At 34.2% G+C, this 15,031-nt stretch carries 14 protein-coding genes and 5 tRNA genes; 11 read left to right on the top strand and 8 right to left on the bottom strand.

Annotated features, from left to right (window positions below):
• Positions 1–21: 21 nt before the first annotated feature.
• From QY322_00810 to QY322_00790, 5 genes are all read right to left on the bottom strand, one after another.
• Positions 22–94, bottom strand: a tRNA-Pro gene (locus tag QY322_00810).
• A gap of 17 nt (positions 95–111) precedes the next feature.
• Positions 112–196, bottom strand: a tRNA-Leu gene (locus QY322_00805).
• A 37-nt stretch (positions 197–233) separates the two neighbouring features.
• Entirely contained in the window at positions 234–1,847 is a 1,614-nt protein-coding gene (locus QY322_00800) for a CTP synthase (GenBank protein ID WKZ25832.1), read from the bottom strand.
• Positions 1,848–1,899: 52 nt separating this feature from the next.
• Positions 1,900–1,975: transfer RNA gene (locus QY322_00795), tRNA-Arg, on the bottom strand.
• 10 nt (positions 1,976–1,985) lie between these two features.
• Complete coding sequence (locus QY322_00790; protein ID WKZ25831.1) at positions 1,986–2,825, bottom strand: KilA-N domain-containing protein; 840 nt, start codon at positions 2,823–2,825, stop codon at positions 1,986–1,988.
• A 53-nt stretch (positions 2,826–2,878) separates the two neighbouring features.
• Here QY322_00790 and QY322_00785 point away from each other — a divergent pair, with 53 nt between their 5' ends.
• From QY322_00785 to QY322_00765, 5 genes are all read left to right on the top strand, one after another.
• Positions 2,879–3,949 (top strand): 50S ribosome-binding GTPase, encoded by a 1,071-nt coding sequence (locus QY322_00785; GenBank protein WKZ25830.1) that lies wholly within the window; start codon positions 2,879–2,881, stop codon positions 3,947–3,949.
• The gene (locus QY322_00780; GenBank protein ID WKZ25829.1) at positions 3,946–4,794 is read left to right on the top strand and encodes a class I SAM-dependent methyltransferase; all 849 of its coding nucleotides are present in this window, start codon (positions 3,946–3,948) and stop codon (positions 4,792–4,794) included. Before QY322_00785 ends, QY322_00780 begins: the two co-directional genes overlap by 4 nt.
• A gap of 24 nt (positions 4,795–4,818) precedes the next feature.
• Positions 4,819–4,890: transfer RNA gene (locus QY322_00775), tRNA-Lys, on the top strand.
• Between the two features lie 2 nt (positions 4,891–4,892).
• On the top strand, positions 4,893–5,606 hold the full coding sequence (locus QY322_00770; GenBank protein WKZ25828.1) for a hypothetical protein: 714 nt from the start codon (positions 4,893–4,895) through the stop codon (positions 5,604–5,606).
• Positions 5,567–5,932 (top strand): hypothetical protein, encoded by a 366-nt coding sequence (locus tag QY322_00765; GenBank protein WKZ25827.1) that lies wholly within the window; start codon positions 5,567–5,569, stop codon positions 5,930–5,932. The genes QY322_00770 and QY322_00765 overlap by 40 nt, the downstream gene beginning before the upstream one ends.
• Before the next feature lie 12 nt (positions 5,933–5,944).
• On the opposite strand, the gene QY322_00760 is transcribed toward QY322_00765, so the two are convergent.
• From QY322_00760 to QY322_00750, 3 genes are all read right to left on the bottom strand, one after another.
• Positions 5,945–7,273 carry a hypothetical protein gene (locus tag QY322_00760; protein ID WKZ25826.1) on the bottom strand — a complete coding sequence of 443 codons (1,329 nt, stop codon included), beginning with the start codon at positions 7,271–7,273 and terminating at the stop codon, positions 5,945–5,947.
• Between the two features lie 94 nt (positions 7,274–7,367).
• Complete coding sequence (pyrH, locus tag QY322_00755; GenBank protein ID WKZ25825.1) at positions 7,368–8,081, bottom strand: UMP kinase; 714 nt, start codon at positions 8,079–8,081, stop codon at positions 7,368–7,370.
• A gap of 60 nt (positions 8,082–8,141) precedes the next feature.
• Positions 8,142–8,213, bottom strand: a tRNA-Arg gene (locus tag QY322_00750).
• A gap of 151 nt (positions 8,214–8,364) precedes the next feature.
• Here QY322_00750 and QY322_00745 point away from each other — a divergent pair.
• The 6 genes from QY322_00745 to lepB all read left to right on the top strand — a co-directional run bounded on the left by QY322_00745 (position 8,365) and on the right by lepB (position 15,002).
• On the top strand, positions 8,365–9,432 hold the full coding sequence (locus QY322_00745) for a hypothetical protein (GenBank protein ID WKZ25824.1): 1,068 nt from the start codon (positions 8,365–8,367) through the stop codon (positions 9,430–9,432).
• A 1-nt stretch (position 9,433) separates the two neighbouring features.
• Complete coding sequence (locus tag QY322_00740; GenBank protein ID WKZ25823.1) at positions 9,434–10,447, top strand: ATP-grasp domain-containing protein; 1,014 nt, start codon at positions 9,434–9,436, stop codon at positions 10,445–10,447.
• Entirely contained in the window at positions 10,416–10,802 is a 387-nt protein-coding gene (locus QY322_00735) for an SET domain-containing protein-lysine N-methyltransferase (GenBank protein ID WKZ25822.1), read from the top strand. The genes QY322_00740 and QY322_00735 overlap by 32 nt, the downstream gene beginning before the upstream one ends.
• A 321-nt stretch (positions 10,803–11,123) precedes the next feature.
• Complete coding sequence (locus tag QY322_00730) at positions 11,124–12,071, top strand: DUF5677 domain-containing protein (protein WKZ25821.1); 948 nt, start codon at positions 11,124–11,126, stop codon at positions 12,069–12,071.
• Positions 12,064–13,338: a hypothetical protein gene (locus tag QY322_00725; GenBank protein WKZ25820.1), complete on the top strand. Its 1,275-nt coding sequence runs from the start codon at positions 12,064–12,066 to the stop codon at positions 13,336–13,338. The genes QY322_00730 and QY322_00725 overlap by 8 nt, the downstream gene beginning before the upstream one ends.
• An 821-nt stretch (positions 13,339–14,159) precedes the next feature.
• The gene (gene lepB / locus QY322_00720; protein WKZ25819.1) at positions 14,160–15,002 is read left to right on the top strand and encodes a signal peptidase I; all 843 of its coding nucleotides are present in this window, start codon (positions 14,160–14,162) and stop codon (positions 15,000–15,002) included.
• Positions 15,003–15,031: the final 29 nt, after the last annotated feature.

Below are 15,031 nucleotides of genomic sequence, written 5' to 3'. Positions count from 1 at the left end.
TTTCTTAGTTATCTTTCTGTGTCGGGGTGGCGAGATTCGAACTCACGGCCTCTGCTTCCCAAAAGCAGCGCTCTACCAACTGAGCCACACCCCGTTTTCACTAACTCCTTGTGCCGGGGAGAGGACTCGAACCTCCACGAAGTATTAGCTCCGCGGGCTCTTAAGGCCCGTGTGTCTACCATTCCACCACCCCGGCAGGGCAAATGTTATTATAACATTGGAGATGTTTAATTTCATACCACCTGCGTAGATTTTAGAAAATCTATAAAAATGGGGTGTGGAGAAAGTGGTCTACTTTTGTATTCTGGGTGAAACTGAGTACCTACAAAAAATTTATGATTTGGTAGTTCTACTGCTTCAACTAGCTTTCCATCGGGGCTGGTTCCTGAAAAAACCATACCTGCTTTTTCAAATTCCTTTTTATACTTATTGTTAAATTCATATCTATGTCTATGTCTTTCATGAACTATTGATTTATTTGAATAAGCTTTTGCCAATTTAGTTCCCTTGATTACTCTACATGGGTATGAACCCAACCTGATGGTTCCTCCAAATTGGTGGTTTTTGATTAATTCTTTTTGATAATCCATAGTATGGATGACGGGGTATTTAGTATCAGGATCAGCCTCTTCCGTATTCGCACCTTTAAACTTTAAAACATTTCTTGCAAACTCAATTACTGCCATTTGCATTCCAAAACAAAGACCTAGGTAAGGAATATTATTTTCTCTTGCATATTTGATTGCATCTATTTTTCCATCAATACCTCTTTTACCCCAACCTTGTGGAATAATAATGCCATCAAGTTTGGAGTAGTCATTATTTTTACTTTCTGCATCAAACCAAACCAGATTAGGTTGTAGTTTTAATGTCCAACCTGCGTGCTTTAGAGCTTCCACAACACAGACATAACTATCTGTTAAAACATAATTACCTGTTTTTTGATATTTACCAATTATTCCAATGTTTACCTGTTTTTTTAAAGTGTTAATGTTTTTAACTAAATTTACCCAGTCTTTAAGGTCTTTCTTCTTGTAGCTTTTTACACGAGACAACTTGAGGCGTTTTATTATTTTCTGGGCAAACTTCTGTTTATCTAAAACGAGGGGTACCTCGTAAATACTGTCTACGTCTGGGGCTGCAATTATGTTTTCAATATGTAGACCGCTAGACAATGCAATTTTTTCCTTTCTTTTCTCATCTACTGCCAATTCTGACCTGCAAACAATATAGTCTGGCATTAGACCCAAAGAGTTTAAGACAGAAACTGATTGTTGTAAGGGCTTAGATTTTAACTCTCCTATAGATGGTGGAGCAGGGAGGTATCCAACATGAACTAATATAATGTCGTCAGGATTTGTAAGTTTAAGTCGTCTTACAGATTCAAAAAAAAGTAAACCCTCGTATTCACCAGCAGTACCCCCAAGTTCTATAAGTACAACATCTGCATTATTAGATTCTCCTGCCTTGTACCATTTTTTAATAATTTCAGGGGGAATGTGGTGGTATGGTTCAACACATTTACCAGCATAGTCAAGTTGTCTTTCTTTTTCTAAAATTAATTTATATATCTGTCCATTTGTGGTGTAGTTAGCTTTACCTAAATTTATATTAAGAAATCTTTCATAATGACCTAGGTCTTGATCAGTTTCCAGTCCGTCATCTGTTACAAAAACCTCACCATGTTCAATTGGGTTCATTGTTCCAGCATCTACATTTAAATACATATCGCATTTCATTGCAGTTACTTTAATACCCGATGCTTTAAGGAGAAGTCCTATAGAGGCTGAAGTTATACCTTTACCAAGGCCTGACAAAACACCACCAGATATTATTACAAACTTCACGCTTTACAATATATCACGAGATGATGGTAAATGGTCAAGAGGAAATAATTTGTGCACCCGGAGGGATTTGAACCCCCAAAACCTCTTCGTCCGAAGCGAAGCGCTCTATCCAGTTGAGCTACGGGTGCAATTTTCGAATTATACCTTTTTTTGATCTAATTTTCTTAATGTTTGATTATTTAAAAGTGACTTGAGTTGAATAATTGCAATCTCGTTTAGTTTAATTAATCTTTCTTTTTGATTTAATCCAGATCGAATTAACTCTGCATTTATACTTTCCAAATTAGAAATTACTACAAGTTGCTCTACTGTCGAATAATCTCTAATATTTCCTTCTTTGTTTGGATTTTTAGTCCTCCAATCTTGTGCTGTTATTCCAAACAGCGCAATATTTAAAACATCTGCTTCATTCGCATATATTATGCTAGCAATTTTATTTGAAAGTTTAACAGGGATGATATGTTTCTTAATTGCGTCTGTATGTATTTTATAATTAACCTTTGCAAGTATTCGTTTAGTATTCCATCCTGAAATTATTTTTTCATTTTCAATTGTTTTTAATCTCTGAAATTCCTTTATTAAATAAAATCTAAACTCGGAGCTTATCCATGAAGCAAATTCAAAAGCAATATCCTTATGTGCATATGTGCCTCCACCATATTTGCCAGACTTTGATTTTATGCCTATGGCATTGGTTTTAAATATCCATTTTTGAGGAGAAAGTGTAAATGAATTACTTCCGGACATATTTTTAAAGGCATCGAATTCGACCCCTTTAAAATTTGAATTGTTTAATCTCTCCCATATACCTAGAAACTCAATTGTATTGTAATTCCTCATCCAGTTCTGGACAACAGATTTTGGTTCTGTTCTGTTTTTATAACGAGCAATATCTGTTAACGAAATATAATCCTCATTACTTATTTGAGAAAAACTGATTGAGATGTTTTTTACTATAATTTTTGTCTGTCTTTTCATAAATTATGTAATCAATTCATTATACAGCTGATCTCGGGTATAATATAGTTCATATGGCAGATATCGCAGCACAAATAGAAGAAATTGAGGCAACACTTAGGAAAACTCCACACCATAAGGCAACAAATGGTTTCATAGGGGCCATGAGAGCCAAGATAGCGAGGTTAAAAGACAAAGAGGTAGAAACAACAGCAAAAAGTAAGGGAAGTGGCGGTGGGGGTTATGCAGTTAAAAAACAAGGCGATGCAACAATAGTTTTAATTGGGCCACCATCTGCTGGTAAGTCCACTCTTATCAACTTGTTAACAAATGCAAAAAGTAAAATTGCAGCCTATGCCTTTACAACAGTTTCTGTAATTCCAGGAATGCTTAAATTTCGAGATGGTTATATTCAAATACTTGATGTTCCGGGGTTAATTGAAGGTGCTTCAATTGGAAAAGGTAGAGGTAAGGAAGTTTTGTCAGTTGCTCGAGGTGCTGATCTTTTGGTGGTTATGACAGATCCAGACAGGCTTGATTTTTTTGATCATCTATCAAAAGAGCTTGAAAAGGCAGGGATTAGAATTAACAAAAAAGCACCAGATGTCAGAATTGAAAAAGAAATTTCCGGAGGGTTATCAATAGTTTCAAATTTAAAACAAGATTTTAATTTAGATGACATTAAAGGTATTGCGTATGAATTTGGAGTTAAAAATGGAAGAATTTCTATTAAAGAAAAAGTTACAATGGATCAAATTATAGATAGCTTTTCCCAAAGAATTGTATATAAAAATGCAATATTTGTTGTTAACAAGTCAGATACACATATCGGTCACAAATATGAAGACCTAATTTATATTTCAGCTGATAAAAATATTGGTGTTAATAAACTTAAAGAAATTATTTGGCAAAATTTAAAACTTGTAACTATTTATCTAGTTGAGAAAACAGAGAAACCTAACACAAATAACCCAGTAATTATGAAGGAAAATGATACACTTGAGGATGTAGCTCGTGGGATTGGGTCTGAGTTTTTAGCAGGTACTACATTAGCAAAAATATGGGGCAATGGGGCAAAGTTTGACGGTCAAGAAATGCCTTTAACGACCAAGGTAGTTGATGGAATGATGGTTAGGTTTTTATGATGCTCAAACATTTTAGAAAAAATATGGATTATAAATTACTAGATACAGGAAACAAAAGAAGACTTGAAAAATTTGGCAACTACATTGTTGACCGACCTGACCCTGAAGTTATGTGGTCCAAAGGTTTAAGTGAAGAAGAATGGAAAAAGGCAGACGCTGTTTTTGATGGTATATGGAGAATTAAAAATAAATTTCCTAAAAACTGGCAAATCAACTACGGAGATTTAAAATTAAACTTAAAACTTACACCATTTAAACATACAGGTATTTTCCCTGAACAACAATTTGAGTGGGAAATTATGAAAAAACATATTACTAACTCCAAATCACAACCAAACATACTTAGTTTATTTGGTTATACAGGAGTAGCTAGTTTAGTAGCCCTTTCAAGTGGAGCTAAGGTTACACATGTAGATGGATCAAAACCTGCAATTACTTGGTTTAGAGAGAACCAAACAACTTCAAATTTGATTGATAAACCATGCAGACTAATTTTAGATGATTGTCAGAAATTTGTAGAAAGAGAAGTTAAACGAGGTAACAAGTATGACGGTATAGTTATGGATCCACCAGTCTATGGCCATGGTCCAAACGGAGAAGTCTGGAACTTTACAAAGGATTTTCCAAAACTACTAGATAATGTCACAAAGATTTTAACTGATAATCCACTTTTTCTTATTATCAACGCCTATGCAGTGTCAACTTCTCCTGTAACCATAGAAAATATGTTAAGAGAGAAATTAGCAAAATTTAAAGGTTTAATATCTTCAGGAGAACTGTTTTTAGAGGAAGAATCTTTAAACAGAAAACTAACAACAGGTATTTGGGTAGCATGGCAGAAATGATGCTATAATACAAATAAATTTAAAGGGCCAATAGCTCAGCGGTAGAGCAGATCCCTCTTAAGGATAAGGTCGATGGTTCGAATCCATCTTGGCTCACTATGGCAGATAGCATTGGAGAACCAAAATCAAAATTCTCTCGTAGAGATTTTTTAAGTATAATGAAATTTGGCGTTGGTGCAGCTATTGCTGTAAGTGCTGGAGTAGAATTAAGTAGTGACCCACATTTTGTTAACGCTTTAAAAGTAACGAAAGAGCTGACTGAAGCCCAATTAAGTAAAGACCCCGAGAGAGTTTATGAATCAAGAAAGTTAGCGATGGTTTGGCTTTTTGCTGAGACAGCAATTAAATATAGTGACAAAATGGGTTTAGGTAAAGCAGGGATGACAATGGATCACTATTTATATGGTGATGGAAAACCTCTGGATATTTCCTTTGTATTCGAAAAAATAACTGAAATGTCACCAGAAAGTTTTGTAAGTAAATTGATATCCTCTGCAATTAACAATTCTCAAAATAATACTGTAGATAAGGTTACAGTCGAAAAAGATTATATGTTTACTAAAAGAGCACTTAGGGACTTAAAAAGCGCAGAAGGGCTCAAGACAGCTTTGGATGCAGAATCGATTATTTCATGGAGAGAATTGCGTTATGCTTTCGGTGGTGCTAAATATGAACTTCATGCTCCGGAAGCATTTATTGAATCGGTTGAACAATACAGTCAACGTGTTGTTTTGGAACAAGGAGTTGAAATAGTTATTACTGACAGATACGATTGGGAAAAGATTGGCAAATATTTCTTCCCAACAAGGTAAGTGAAGTTGCAGAACATGTTTCGGAACCACTATTAGATAAATTTTACGAATCTAGAGATCTGGTCGAGCAAACAATTAGAGAATTAGGACTTAGCGACACAGATTCTGATAGAATTATGGAAATATATTCGGATGATAGTAGAATGATAACAATGTCTAAAATTGCACCAAGCGTCTATGGTTTTGTTGCCGAAACCAACATCTCCTTGATTAATCAGCCAGATTTGGTGGAAAAAGATTTCAACTTATTAAAAAAGATTGGAGCAGCAGACTACGATATGAAGGGATATATACATTTACCCAATCGTTTGGAATTTACAGTGTAGGATTGATTTTTATTAAAACCCTATTATTTTTCCACTATATACATCATCTATTTTTTTACCCTTTACAAAAAAACCTAACCTTGCTTCTTGTCCAAATCCTTTGTTTTGGATGTGTAGTGTATAAACAACAAGTCCAGTAGAGAAGGGCTCAATTGGCGAAAATTTAGTATTAGAAATTTTTATATCAAGTAGTGAACCAAACCCATCTAGTGGTTCATTGATTACGTGTGCATCTGACTGCTTCCATATTGCTTGACCAGTATTTCTTGCAACAAATAATCCTTTTTGATCTCTACCTGCAAACATTAAGGGGTTTAAGAAGCTTAAAATAACATTACCTTCTATTCTTTGGATTGGATTCCCTTTCTTTTTCTGTATCATCTGCATGGTTTCATAAATAGGGTAGTAGCTACCATCTTTATTCTTCCAACTAAATTGATAGAATGGTTCTTGTTGGTAATTTAAAATAAATGGAATAACAGCAACAACTTTTTCATCTTTAGACCAAACTTGCTCAAAGGCATATTTTAATTTTTCCGCAATTAAGGTGACATTCTTATCATTTCTCACCCAACCAGTTTCTGTAATAAAGATCGGTAGATCTTTCGTTACGCGTAAAAATTGGAGATATTCTAACTCCCATTCATAACCTCTAATTGTTCTTCTGCCAGTAGCTTTTTCAGATCCTGAGAATGCTGGATTTGGGTATGAATGTGAATTCCAGCCATCTACGTAGTTGAATATATCAGGATTTGCTTTAACCATTCTCTCAAGAAAAATTCTTTGGTCCATAGTGTTTTTACCATTTGGAGCATCTTGATCAAAACCAGCATTTAATACAAAATAATCATTAGAGCTATTTTTTAGTTTTACAGAAAACTCCTTTAAATAGACTGCATATTCTTCAGGTGATATTTTCCCTCCCCACTCTTTTGCATGATTTGGTTCATTGCCAATTATTAGATATCTGTTCTCGGTAACCCAGTTTAAAGAGTCAAAAAATGAAACCCAGTTGTCAATCTCATCAAGTTTAGGAATTTCCCAGTTACTACCATCGAAATTAGATGCAATTCTAATTATTGGTATTAGGTTATCTCTTCGGCAATCATCTAAAAACTTTTGCCAGACTTCTTTGTTTCTTTCTTTTTCAGTAATTACAACTTTTACATAACCCCAGTCTCCACCATTAAAATTTACTAAATTTTTAACATCTCCAATATCAGAGTGATTGATAATTCCCATTCCATATATATTGTTGGGAACAGACAAGGGATTATACGCAAGAGTTTTTGTAGGAAATAAAAACATAAAAAACAGCAAGAGGTATACAATTTTTTTCATCGAACATTCATTGTACATTAAATTGTAGCAAGCCAGTAGATTTATCACTGCAAAAACCCCGACCGTAAGGTCGTGGGTTCTTCATTAACTATTTTTATTTATGAATTAGTGTACCAATAGAATAATCACCCTTGATGACTTTGGGAAGTTCATGGAGGTTCTTTACGTCAAATACAAAAATTGGTATTTGCGATTCTTCACACATAGCAAAAGCGGTTTGGTCTAAAATTTTTAGATTTTTATTAATGGCTTCACGATAAGTTAGGCTTTTGTACTTTTTTGCATTTCTATTTTTGTTTGGATCAGAATCATAAACTCCGTCAATAGTGCTTGCTTTAAAAATAATGTCACAATTAATCTCGTTTGCGTATTGGGCCACTGCAGAATCTGTAGAAAAATAAGGTTTTCCAAGTCCACCAGCAATAATCACAAGCCTGTTCTCATCTAAATGATGCCTAGCCTTATTCTTAATATATGGTTCTGCGAATTGGTGAATGTCAATTGCTGTCATGAGGCGTGCATTAATTGCTCCGTGACGTACTAAAGCCTCTCTTAAAAGAATTCCATTTGAGATTGTAGCAAGCATTCCAACTGCATCAGCCTCTGACCTATCTACTGATGTATTTGCCTCTCTTCCTCTAAAAATATTGCCACCACCAACAACAATTCCTATCTGAACCTTAGCTTCTTCTTGAATCTTTAAGATTTGCTTAGCTACAAAATCATATCTTTCAAAACTTATATTTTGTAACTCTTTTTCAAAAAGCTCTCCTGTAAGCTTGAGCATTATTCGCTTAATTCGTTTCATTTGAGTTATTTTAAGATTGTAAGTTGAAGTGGAACAAGTGTCAAGAAAAGTGTCACAGTGTGCGACTACTAGGAATCGAACCTAGAATTGCTCCTTAGAAGGGAGTCGGTATATCCATTTACCTATAGTCGCGAAACTTGTTTCGCAAATAAACAAACTTTAGTTTGTCATAGTCGCAAATTAAAACTTAAGGTTTATAATTTGTTGGTTAAAATGACCAATCTGTTTACTACTTGTATATTCTATCAAAATATATATAAATATTCATACATCATTTAATAAAATGAAAGATATAGTTAATTCTCCTAACACCAGAAGCCTAATTGCTAAACACAATCAGAATGGTGGAAAGCTTCCCAAAAAAGTTGCAATTATATACACAGATGCAAAGAGAGAATATTACTACACCGTAGAAGAATTCTATACAGTAGATGGTTCTGACAAAGAAGCCTACGCTTTTGGACCATTTCTTAAGTCCCTTGGTGTTGACGTTTGTTATATAAAAGGGGACTCTGATATTGCCAAGAACCTACAAAAAGAAAAACCAGATATGGCAATTAATTTGGTTACAACAGTTAAAGGTTATGACTATCTGGGCGCAACTATCCCTGCGACACTTGAACTTCTTGAAATCCCATATACTGGTGCTGATATTCTAGGTTTTTCTCTAGGGTGCAACAAGTATTTGATATATGCACTTTTGTCACAACATGGCATACCAGTACCCCCTTTTCAATTAATGACATCTGCCAAAACACCTCTAGACCCGTCTTTAAAGTTTCCCTTGATTTTAAAACTTAATGAAGAACACAGTAATGTAGAAATAACTAGAAAATCTGTTGTAGAAAATGAAAAAGATTTAAGACGTCAATTAAAGTATCTATTAAATAAGTATTATGAACAGGACGTACTGGTCTCAGAATTTATTGATGGACGAGAATTTGCAATTTTTACTTTTGAATCTGTAAACAAAAAAGTATATTCAATAGAAAGAAAAATTAAACTTCCAAACAACAAAACAGGACATGAATTTTTAGACTATGATCTTTGTTGGATGTATGAACCTTCAGAATATAAAAAATATTTAAAGTATGAAAAATATCATGATCCTTTACTTGATGCTTTAGTTAAAAAAGCCTTTAAAATTGCCAGAATGTCAGACTATGGCAAATTTGATGTAAGAATGGACAGAATGGGAAAATACTATTTCATTGATGCCAATGCAAATTGTCATTTTGGTCCACCAAGTTGGGAATGTGAAATGACTAAAACCTTAGAGGATTATGGTGTTCCGTTTAAAACACTGCTTAAAAGAATGCTTCAAAATACAATGAGGGAATGGGGATATTAAGATGACTGATCAAGAAAAAATAAGATTACCTAAAAAAGTTGCAATTGTGTATTCTGATGTAAAAAGAGAATATTTTAAAACTGAAGAGGAATATGTGTCTGAAGAAGGTGCAGACATCTATGCTAATGATATTGCAAAATATGCCCTAAATATGGGGATTGATGTTGTCTGCCTCCCTTGCGATGAAAGTATTGCTGCTAACTTAAAAAAATACAATCCATCGATGATATTAAATTTAGTAGATAGTGTAAGAGGAGAGTCAACACTTGGGGCCTCAGTTATTGGACTATATGAGATTCTAAATATTCCGTATACTGGTTCTGGCACTCTTGGTTGGTCAATTGGTACAAACAAATATTTAATGTATAAACTGCTTGAGTCTGGTGGTGTACCAGTACCAAATCATCAACTTTTTACTTCTCATACAGAAAGTATAGATCACAATTTGAGATACCCTTTGTTTCCAAAATTAAATCACGAACATAGTAGTATTGGTGTTGACGAGGATAGTATTTGCAGGAATGAGAAACAATTAAGAAACAAACTAAAATATTTAATTGATAAATTTAGGCAACCAATTTTAGTTGACGAGTTTATAGCTGGAATTGAAGTTACTGCATCTGTTCTTGACGGTTCCAATACAAAAGTCTACTGTGTACAAAGAAAAACGAACAACGACACAGAAGGTGATGTTGTTACTTTTAATAAAAAATGGAAAAATTGGAAAACTATTGAGTATATTAAATATGAACAAGACAATTTAAAAGAATATGTTAGAAAAACGTTTGATATTTTAAAAATGTCAGACTATGCAAGAATAGACTTAAGAATTGATGCATCGGGAAGAATTTACGTAATTGACCCTAATTGTAACCCTTTTTTTGGTCCGACCAAAGAAACCCACGCAACATATTCAATAATTCTTGATATGTATGGTGTTGACTTTACCGAAACATTAAAAAGGATATTTATTAACACAATTGATGATGCAAAAAATAACGATCAAACAATCTGAAACAATCAATGGTAGTGGTGTATTCTCAAAAGAAAACATTAAAAAAGGTGAGATAATAGAAATTGCCCCACTTATTTTATTACCTATTAAAGATTTTAAACATATCAAAAAAACTAATCTTTATTACTATTACTTTGAATATACAAATAAACACTTTGTCATAGCTCTAGGAACTGCAAGTTTATATAACCATTCCTATTCACCAAACGCAAGATATTTATATGATTACAAAAACAAGAAATTGATAATTAAAGCTATTAAAAATATAAAAAGTAATTCTGAAATATTTATAAACTACAATTACTATCCAAACAGTAAAAAACCACTAGGGGATTGGTTTAAAAAGGATTTGTGAGCTGGTAACCGTAATTGGCTCGAACCTGTTTAGCCAGGACGAGTATATCAAACAATATCTACTCGATCCCGATTTATCTCTTATTTCCAAAATTAAAATCGGTCTTCACTACTATATTACAGCTCAGGCTGAGTTAATTTTACAACTTACAGTTTTCAAAGGCTACTTGAAGGAAATCAATTCGTTTCTATATATGGAGGTATTCGGTAAAGATCGCAGAGATCAAAAAACATGCTAGGACGTCAAAATATTATTCAGTACACGCAATCTAGTACACGGTGACCGTTGACAAGTAAATACAAAGAGTGTATTATTTTTAATATGCGATACTATAACACTCGAGACCTTGCGAAGATACTTGGCTATAACGATGATTCTTACATCCGTAGATTAATAGGTGAAGGAAAGTTAAAGGCCGAAAAAAAGGGACGTGAGTGGGTCGTTAGCGAAGAAGATGCGTCTAACTATCGTACAAAAAATGTTATAAGCACTTCCTACAAAGATCTCTTTAGCTTTAACCATCAACTCAAGTTACTGGTAGATGATTATCTCGAAAGGGAAATTCGAAACATAGGACCAAAAGATGCTCTTGTTGCATTCACTTTGGCAAAATCCTATAAAACACATTCAGCTATCATGGCTCTTTGCGAAGGAGGATACGGCGAAGATGCCTCAATCTTGAACAGAACAATATTTGAACTTTTAATTACACTTTTATATATCCTAAAAGACCCTACTGATGAACGAGCATACCGTTATTACGGTTTTGATTGGATATTGAGAGAGAAAATGTTTAATTATGCAGAACAAAAACCAGAACTATTACTTCAACTCGAGCAACGTGCTTTAAAACCAAAAAATGGAGACGTCTCTATTTCTGAAGTTAAAAAAATGGCAAAACAAGTCCAAGATAAATACAAATACAAGGGCTACAACTGGTCTGACAAGTCATTGGGAGAAATGGCAGAAGAGGTTAATCGGAGTGGCCAATATAAAACAATGTACCGTCTCAGCTCTCAACATACACATTCCCATGCGCGAGTGATGAATGATTATGTAAAACAAACTGAAAATGGTTTCACTAATTTTGCAGGTATCTCTGATAATTGGGTCGAAGAAGATCTTGTTATGGCTTTTGATTTCTTTAGTAGTATATTTGCTTCGGCAAGTGATCATTATGGATGGAAGGCTGAAAAGGAGCTCAAACCTCTTTTCGATAAATTTTTAAAAACAATGTCAAATGTTAACAAAGAAGTAAAAAATGTTTGATAAAATCATGACAGATTCTATTAACAAACACACTACAGTATTGGTCCCGCTAGAAGTTTGGCCTTTCAGTTCTCCTTATCTGGCTAAAGCTAAAAAACATGTTGATCTTGGACTTCTTGCAGAATCTCTAATTTATTACGATCAAGTTTTATTTAACATCAATACTGTAGAAGAATTCGAAGAATTACTTGAGTGGTTTTCTTCACAAGGAAAGTTGGATTTATTTTTCAGCTTATTGAGGGAAAGAACTCTCCGTCCCTTTTACTACCACTTCATGACAAGTGCAATAAATAATCAAGGTACTTTTTCGATTTGGAACATTAACACTCCGCAAGAAAACAATCAAAGTGACTTCATCAGATTGATAGTTTATAGAAGCAATCTGGCAAAATTCATGAATTCACGAAAAAGGGCACAACTATATAGAATTATTGAAGAAAATTTGATTAATGAAATGGCCGAAGGTTACGACCCTCCAGTTGAAAACTCAAGACTGGCTCTAAAACAAACTGAGAGAATAAATTTACTCACCCAAGCTTATGTAGATCATATTTTCAAAAACTTCCAACCAGGAATAAAGCCACCTGAAATTCACTCGACTATTCTAAATTCAGAAAGTGATCAATTCACGATTAATTATAATTACGACTTTAAAAAGTTGGATGAGTTGTTAGGTTTACCCGGTTATTTCAGAGGAGAAATGCCTGCAATAGGTGAGGCACATTCCAATAATCTGATATGGACATCATCGAAATATGGGTGGGATTTGTATTTGGGTGATGTTATGAGTACTGTCGTTGGTAATAAACTTTTTGAAGTAGATCAAAGTACAAATAAACCTCAAAAAGTGATTAGCAAGCTCACGGAAAAAGTCGAATACCCAAATATACGTGAGTTAGTTAACCAAGGCATCATTGATATTGATTTAGTAATGAAAGTCAGAAGTAATAGTTCAAAGTTTAGAAAATGGCTTCAGCAAGAATCGGAAAGGGACAGAGATGAGATTGTGGAGTATCACCAAGAAGTAACAAAAGCTTCTGGAATAACAAAATTTACTTCTTCTACACTCAAGTTATTTGGAAATTTATTACAATATGGACCACCATTCTATGCTGCGATTGATCCTACTCCATTGACTGGAGTAATTGTGGCTGGTGCAAATATAGGTGGGTCATTTACCAAGAGCATTGGAGAAACCATAGGAAAAGACTGGAAACCATTGGTTTTCGGTGATTGGGTTATAAAAGAAGTAAGTAAGAAAAAATAATTTGGTCCGACTCCGGTAACCGGTAAACTTTTTTCCAGGCTAAAGATAAACCGTTAAAAATAGTGGCTAGAACTCGGGAAAATGCTGATTTCTTGAGGAAAATTGGGAAAAACGCAAAACCATTTCGCTATGGAGCGACTTTTCCAAACCGCTCTGACTTGGTTTCGCCAACATGTATAGTTTAACATCTTTGTTTGCATTCTCCAAGAAGAGGGGTTAAAGGGGAAATGAATTGGAGAATGCTCGTGTTGCTCGCTCAGCTCCGCTTCGCGGAGCTTCGCTAACCCAATCGTGTGTGCGCTCCAGGCCTCCACTCGCTTCGCTCGTTTCGGCCTTCCGCTTACCCACTTTAAGGAAAAGGGGTTATTTGTAGAGTCAGACACTTGCGAGTGTCTGACGGTGCCCTTGCGGTATACCGCAGAGACCTTTATAAAATCCGCAATCGTGTCGTATTATAGGGCATATTGCGGAGTTGCGGTACTGCGGTTGCGGATGCGGTCACCGCAAGTTCACATATGAACACAAAAACTAAACAAGACCTATTTTTAAAGGATTTCTAATGTGTCATTTCAGTCGCAATTTGCCTTAACAGGCAACTACCCAAGTGCTAGAAAACAACTCCAAAAGTGCCTTCGGCACAGCACTTGGTTAGAACACAAAAACAACAAAACCATTGCTCCTGAAATATTCCCTGTCGGGAATCCTGCCCAACACAAAACACCCCAAAGCTTACAGGGGTGGTTGGCCTTTGGCCAATGTGCATGGGCAGGAGAACAATAAAAGAGATTAACAACTTATAACCAAAAGAGTAAACTGAAATTATGAAGAAAATCGAAAAGATTTTTCTAGATATTCTTAAACATGGTGGGATAGGCATCGTACTATTGATAGGTTTATATTTTATATCGGGCTTTGATAATGGTGATGTTATGGGAAATTCAATGAATCCTTACTTTAGTAATCGTGATAGTTACTCTTCAGTTAGAAGACTAGTGTCTTATAATCGTTGCGATGTTGTCACTTTTGATGGTAGTAAATATGATTCAAGTGTTGAGAACGCTGATTTTGTTAAAAGAATAATTGGACTACCAAATGAAAAGGTAACGATAGTTAATTCAAAAATTTATATTAATGACAAAATAGTTAGCGAAAATGGATTTTTAGACATAAGTGCACACGAAAATGATAACCAATCAGTAGTTTTAGATAATGATGAATATTTTGTTCTAGGGGACAATCGGTTAAATTCAAATGATTCAAGATCGTTTGGTCCTGTAAATAAAAGAGATTTATCAAAAGTTATATCAAAGCAAGGAAAATCAGAATGTTTATCTGCCTATGAATTAATTGGGGTTGTCTCATCTGCTAATATTAAGGATATCTTGATAATTTCAATTGTAGCATTAGTAATTTTAATTACTTTGATATTTATATCACTTTACAATCCAGAGTTGACTAAAAAAGTCTTTATATTTAAATACCTAGCTACTATTGTAAAAATTTTAGTATCAACTGTTATTTTGTGGCTTACCTTAATGTTAGGATTAACAATTTTATTAAGATTATTAGTTTTGCTTAAATTAACACCAGCTCAAAATAATTGGGGTAATGTAAATGAAATAATTGAGGATCGTGAAACTGAATTTAAAAAGTTTGATAAATGATTGTAGTTTGCCTTTCAAAGTACTAATAT

Source organism: bacterium (genome assembly GCA_030583725.1).
Taxonomy (GTDB): domain Bacteria; phylum Patescibacteriota; class Microgenomatia; order UBA8517; family UBA8517; genus JAUYMM01.
Note: the sequence above shows the minus strand (reverse complement) of the source record. Positions and strands in the feature narration are given on the sequence as shown.

What these genes read in the sequence shown, in the direction of transcription:
- QY322_00725 (WKZ25820.1), top strand. Translation starts at nt 12,064, where the DNA reads ATGTTTGATAAAATCATGACAGATTCTATTAACAAACACACTACAGTA.
- pyrH (WKZ25825.1), bottom strand. Translation starts at nt 8,081, where the DNA reads ATGAAACGAATTAAGCGAATAATGCTCAAGCTTACAGGAGAGCTTTTT.
- QY322_00730 (WKZ25821.1), top strand. Translation starts at nt 11,124, where the DNA reads ATGCGATACTATAACACTCGAGACCTTGCGAAGATACTTGGCTATAAC.
- QY322_00740 (WKZ25823.1), top strand. Translation starts at nt 9,434, where the DNA reads ATGACTGATCAAGAAAAAATAAGATTACCTAAAAAAGTTGCAATTGTG.
- QY322_00780 (WKZ25829.1), top strand. Translation starts at nt 3,946, where the DNA reads ATGATGCTCAAACATTTTAGAAAAAATATGGATTATAAATTACTAGAT.
- QY322_00790 (WKZ25831.1), bottom strand. Translation starts at nt 2,825, where the DNA reads ATGAAAAGACAGACAAAAATTATAGTAAAAAACATCTCAATCAGTTTT.
- QY322_00735 (WKZ25822.1), top strand. Translation starts at nt 10,416, where the DNA reads ATGATGCAAAAAATAACGATCAAACAATCTGAAACAATCAATGGTAGT.
- lepB (WKZ25819.1), top strand. Translation starts at nt 14,160, where the DNA reads ATGAAGAAAATCGAAAAGATTTTTCTAGATATTCTTAAACATGGTGGG.
- QY322_00785 (WKZ25830.1), top strand. Translation starts at nt 2,879, where the DNA reads ATGGCAGATATCGCAGCACAAATAGAAGAAATTGAGGCAACACTTAGG.
- QY322_00770 (WKZ25828.1), top strand. Translation starts at nt 4,893, where the DNA reads ATGGCAGATAGCATTGGAGAACCAAAATCAAAATTCTCTCGTAGAGAT.
- QY322_00745 (WKZ25824.1), top strand. Translation starts at nt 8,365, where the DNA reads ATGAAAGATATAGTTAATTCTCCTAACACCAGAAGCCTAATTGCTAAA.
- QY322_00760 (WKZ25826.1), bottom strand. Translation starts at nt 7,273, where the DNA reads ATGAAAAAAATTGTATACCTCTTGCTGTTTTTTATGTTTTTATTTCCT.